This is a genomic window from Mesorhizobium sp. M7A.F.Ca.CA.003.01.2.1, assembly GCF_003998945.1.
Lineage (GTDB): Bacteria > Pseudomonadota > Alphaproteobacteria > Rhizobiales > Rhizobiaceae > Mesorhizobium > Mesorhizobium ciceri.
This window is the reverse complement of record NZ_RZRA01000425.1, coordinates 1-4,660: the sequence shown is the minus strand read 5'-3', so window position 1 is coordinate 4,660 and position 4,660 is coordinate 1. Positions and strand designations below refer to the sequence as shown.

At 64.2% G+C, this 4,660-nt stretch carries 3 protein-coding genes; 2 read left to right on the top strand and 1 reads right to left on the bottom strand.

Annotation, left to right across the window (positions count from 1 at the left end; all coding sequences use genetic code 11):
- A partial coding sequence (locus EN969_RS17825; protein WP_127419281.1) for a DUF6492 family protein occupies positions 1-804 on the top strand: 804 nt, incomplete at its 5' end.
- A gap of 80 nt (positions 805-884) precedes the next feature.
- On the opposite strand, the gene EN969_RS17820 is transcribed toward EN969_RS17825, so the two are convergent.
- On the bottom strand, positions 885-2,180 hold the full coding sequence (locus tag EN969_RS17820) for a lipopolysaccharide biosynthesis protein (protein WP_013530229.1): 1,296 nt from the start codon (positions 2,178-2,180) through the stop codon (positions 885-887).
- A 198-nt stretch (positions 2,181-2,378) separates the two neighbouring features.
- On the opposite strand from EN969_RS17820, the gene EN969_RS17815 reads away from it, so the two are divergent.
- The coding region (locus tag EN969_RS17815) for a GumC family protein (protein ID WP_127419280.1) at positions 2,379-4,660 on the top strand (2,282 nt) is incomplete at its 3' end.

Sequence of the window (4,660 nt, the reverse complement as noted above, 5' to 3'; positions counted from 1 at the left end):
GAGACACTTGATCGCCATGTTTCCGGCGCGGCGCACCATTACATCCTGGTCGAGCATCGCGATGTCGGCCTGTTTCGCCAATTGGAAACCGGCCGCCGCACGGTGGTCGACGAGCGGGAATTGCTGCCGCGCTGGCTGCACGCCTTCGACGATCCGTTCAGCCTGTTTCGCCGGCGCGTCTGGCTCAGCCTGAAGACCCAGCCGCTGCGCGGCTGGCATGTGCAGCAGTTGCGCCGCATCGCCATATCAGCGCATGCATCTCAAGACGTGCTCATCTTCTGCGATTCCGATGTTGCCTTCCTGAAACCTTTCGACTGCGGCGCCTTCTGGCGCGACGACAAGGTGCGCCTGTTCCGCCGCGACGGTGTGCTGGCGGACGAAGGTCATGAGGAGCATCGCATCTGGTCGCGCAACGCCGGCTCGGCACTCGGCATCGACCCGTCCCGGACGTCGAACCATGACTACATCTCGACGCTGATCGCGTGGCGGCGCGACACCGTGCTGGCGATGTGCGGTGCGATCGAAAGGGTCCATGGTCGCAACTGGGTCGAGGTCGTCGGCTCGGCACGCAAATTCTCCGAATGCATGATCTACGGCCGCTATGTCGACGATCTGCTGGACGGAGCCGGCCACTTCCACGGTTCCGAAGAGTTCTGCCGCGTGCACTGGACCGGCGAAGCGCTTTCGGATGACGAGTTCCGCCGCTTCGTTGCCGCCATGGCGCCGGAGCAGGTGGCGATCGGCATGCAATCCTTCATCGGCACCGATATCGGCCGCATCCGCCGTCTGATTGGGTTGGATTAGATCATCCCGAAAAGCGGAAACCGGTTTTCTCGGACAAACGATTTCCGTTTGTCCAGAAGTCATGCACAAATGAGAAAGCCCTATACGGGCTTTGCCGGCTTGCGCATCGCCGAATAGGTGAGCAGCGTCGAGGCGAGATACAGAAGCAGGAAGACGACATTGAGCGACAGCACCAGCTTCGGCGTGTCGAGGATGGTCGTCAGCACATAAGTCAGCAACAGCGCCTTCAATCCGGCGAGCAGGCCGAGATTGAGCGCCCGCACCAGCGTTTGGCCGCGTGCGAACAAAAGCTCGGCCTGGTATTCGACAAGATTGCGCAATCCCGGCACGCAGATTGCCAGCACCACCAGCGGGGCAGCCTCGGCGACATTCTTGCCGAGTGCATTGGGGAAGAAATGCAGCACGATGCCAAGTGTCAGCAGCGCCAGCGTCGAAACCGCGAACACACCGCCTTCGATGCCGCTCTTGACCGCCAGACGCGACAACAGTTCCGGCGCGCGCATCATGCGCTGCACCAGCATCATCGAGAAGGTGCGGATCGGAATCGCCGTCAGGTCGACCAGCCGCATGATGATGGCGTAGATGCCGGCCAGATGCGGGCCGCCGATCGCCAGCACGAGCAGCTTGTCGAACTCCATCTGCAGGTAGAACAGCACTTCGGCGCCGGCCACATAGATGGAATCGGCCAATCGCCTGAGATAAAGCTCGACGCGCAGCCGCAGCCTCTGGCGCGGGTAGAAGAAGCCGAAGGCGATCAGCAGCGAGGCGGCATTGGCGCCGATATAGAACCAGGACCATATCCAGACGCTGTGTTGCGCTGAGAACATGAACAGCACCGCGCCGAGCGCCCGCAGCGCGGTCGCCAGGATGGCCAGCAGCGCGGCGCGGCCGAACTTGCCCAGGCCGTTGTTGACGATCAGCGCCACCTCCACCGGCCGCCACAACAGCGCTTCGGCAAAGACGATTGCCGCAAACACCGACAGCGGCACGGTGTCGGCAAAGAAAAGCAGATAGACGCCGAACGAGGCAGCGGCCAGCAGCGGCAGCGACAGCACGCCGAGCAGCAGGAAGCCGGCGGAAAAGGTGCCGATCAGATTGGGACGGATGGTGGCGGTGCGGTAAAGCGCCGAGATGAACCCAAAGGCGAGGATGCGCGACAGCATGACGCCGGCCGCCGACGCGGTGGCGAACATGCCGAATTCGGATATCGACAGCGTGTTGGCCAGCGCGATGAAATAGGCCAGCGAAAACACCAGTCGCCCACCGGCACCGCTGATCGCTGAGAAATAGTCGCGAAGCAGCCCCCGTCGTTCGGCCAAAAAGCTGCCGATCCGGGCGAGGGGCCGCCTTTGCGGTATGTCACTGGCCTGCGTCATGTCTCAAGGAGAGCCTAGGCCGGAAAACTTAACGTGCCGTTCTGGCGGCTGGGCTTGTGTCGAAAATAGATGCAACCGAAACGAGAAACCGACGCTTCGGCGCGGGAAAATTAACCTTTTGTTTTCCATGCCTGTTTAGCGTGGCTTAACGAATGGCCAATCTCCGTTCGCAGGTCGCCAAGGGTAAAGTTCCAGACGATGGTCGACAGGGAAAACCGCGAAGACTGGAAGCGCGAGCGCTCGTTGCTGGCGCTGGGCCAGGCTGTGCGTGGCGACGAACCCGACGCGTCGCTGGTCTCGATCGGCGACCGGGCAGACCCGTCATGGCGCGAGGATGCCGCCACGCGTCATCGCCTCGCCCGCTCGCAGCGCGAGGCGCGCAACCCGAAACTGTCGGATCCGGTCGCGGCCGACGGGGATCGTGAGCAAGCTTACCGCGCGCAAACCTCGCCGCGGACACAGCCTGGTGCCGCCGAAACCGCTGGCGCTCGTCGCGCCGATCATACATCGGAACCTTACGCTGCAGGCGACGCGTCGTTATCCCGAAACGACGGCATGGACAGCCAGCAGTGGAAGCCGCTGATCGATCCGATGCAGGTGGTGCGCGGTGTCGGCAAGTCGAAGCTGCTGATCGTGACGACGACACTGCTGGGCGCCGCGCTCGGCATCACCATCGCGCTGTCGACGCCGAAGAAATATGAGGCCACCACCGAACTGATCGTCGACCCGCGCGACCTGAAGCTCACCGACCGCGATCTCACCCAGTCGGTCGTCGCTTCCGACGCCACGCTGGCCATCGTCGAGAACCAGGTCCGGGTGCTGACATCAGGCACTGTTCTCAACAAGGTCGTCGACAAGCTCAATCTGGTCAACGACCCGGAATTCAATGGGCAAGGCGGCGGCGGCCTCAGTGTCATGTCGCTCATTCGCTCCATCCTGTCCCGCAATGATGGGCCGGGGGGTGTCGACGACAGCCGTCGCCGCGCGCTTGCTGTCGGCAATCTGGCTGAGAGCCTTTCGGTCGAGCGCGGCGGCAAGACCTTCGTCATCACCGTCAGCGCCACCACGCAGAATGGCGAGAAATCGGCCCTCATCGCCAACACGATGACGGATGTCTTCCTGCAGACTTTCGGCCAGATACAGTCGGACACCGCAGGCCGCGCCACCGACGAACTGACGGCCAGGCTTGACGAGTTGCGCAAGGGCGTCGAGGCAGCCGAGCGCAAGGTCGAGGATTTCAGGGCCACGCACGATCTCGTTGACGCGCAGGGCCATCTCATCAGCGACGATGAGATGCTGAAACTCAACGAGCAGCTGTCGGTCGCGCGCGCCCGGACCCTGGAACTCAACGCCCGGGCGGCCTCGGCGCGTTCGGTCGACGTCAATTCGGTTCTCACCGGTACCTTGCCGGAGGAGATCAACTCCAACACGATGAGCGATCTGCGTTCGCAATATGCGTCGCTCAAGCAGGAAGCTGACCGCGCCGCCATCCGGCTCGGCCCGCGTCACCCCGAACTCCAGGCGATCAATGCCCAGATTGCCGGCGCACGCGAACGCATCGCCTCGGAGCTGCGCCGCATCGGCTCGTCGCTGCAGGTCGACCTCAAGCGCGCCGTCCAGCTCGAACAGGATCTTGCCTCTCGCCTGGCGCAGCTGAAGGTCCGCAGCGGCGACGTCAACAGCGACCTCGTGTCGATGCGCGAACTGGAGCGCGAGGCGACCGCCAAGCGTTCCGTCTACGAACAGTACCTGCTGCGCGCCAAGGAGACCGGCGAGCAGAAGGACATCAACACCGCCAACATCAATGTGATCTCGAAGGCCTTCGCGCCGCTTGAGCCGAACGGGCCGTCGCGGGTCGTGGTCGCGCTCGCCGGCCTGTTGCTGGGTTTCGCCTCCGGCATTGGCCTCGGAGCCATGCGTGGCGCCTATGAGAGCCTGCGTGACACCGCCAATTCGCGCTCGCGTCGCGACCATGGCACGGACGAACGCCGGACGCCTTACGAAGACAAGGCATATCGGGCAGCGCCGCCGCCGGCGCCGCCATTACCACCAGCGCCGCAGCCATCGACACCCCCGCCTGCATCACCACCGCCGGCCGTGCCACCGCCTGTCCAGCAAGCCGAGGCCTCGCCGGCAGAAGGTCCCGGCCGGATCGGTGCCTTGCTGTCGAGGCTGCACAAGTCCGTCTCCCGCAGGCCATCCCGGGAGGAGCCGTTCGATACCGTCGAATGGGCCTCTGCCGAAAACGGGGAGCCAACGCAGGATCCGCAATACCGCGCCTATCCCCGGCCGGCGCCGGCCTTCGAGCCCCGGCAGGCGGCCGCGACAGCATACCCGGCACCACCTTTCCAGCCCGGCGGCCATCCGCAGCAGACGGCGCAGCCGCCACTGCCGCCTCCCATGATGACGCAGCGGCCATATTCCGGGCCGCAGCTCTATCCCTACGCGCAGCCATTGGGCTACGCGCAGCAGCCGGGCTA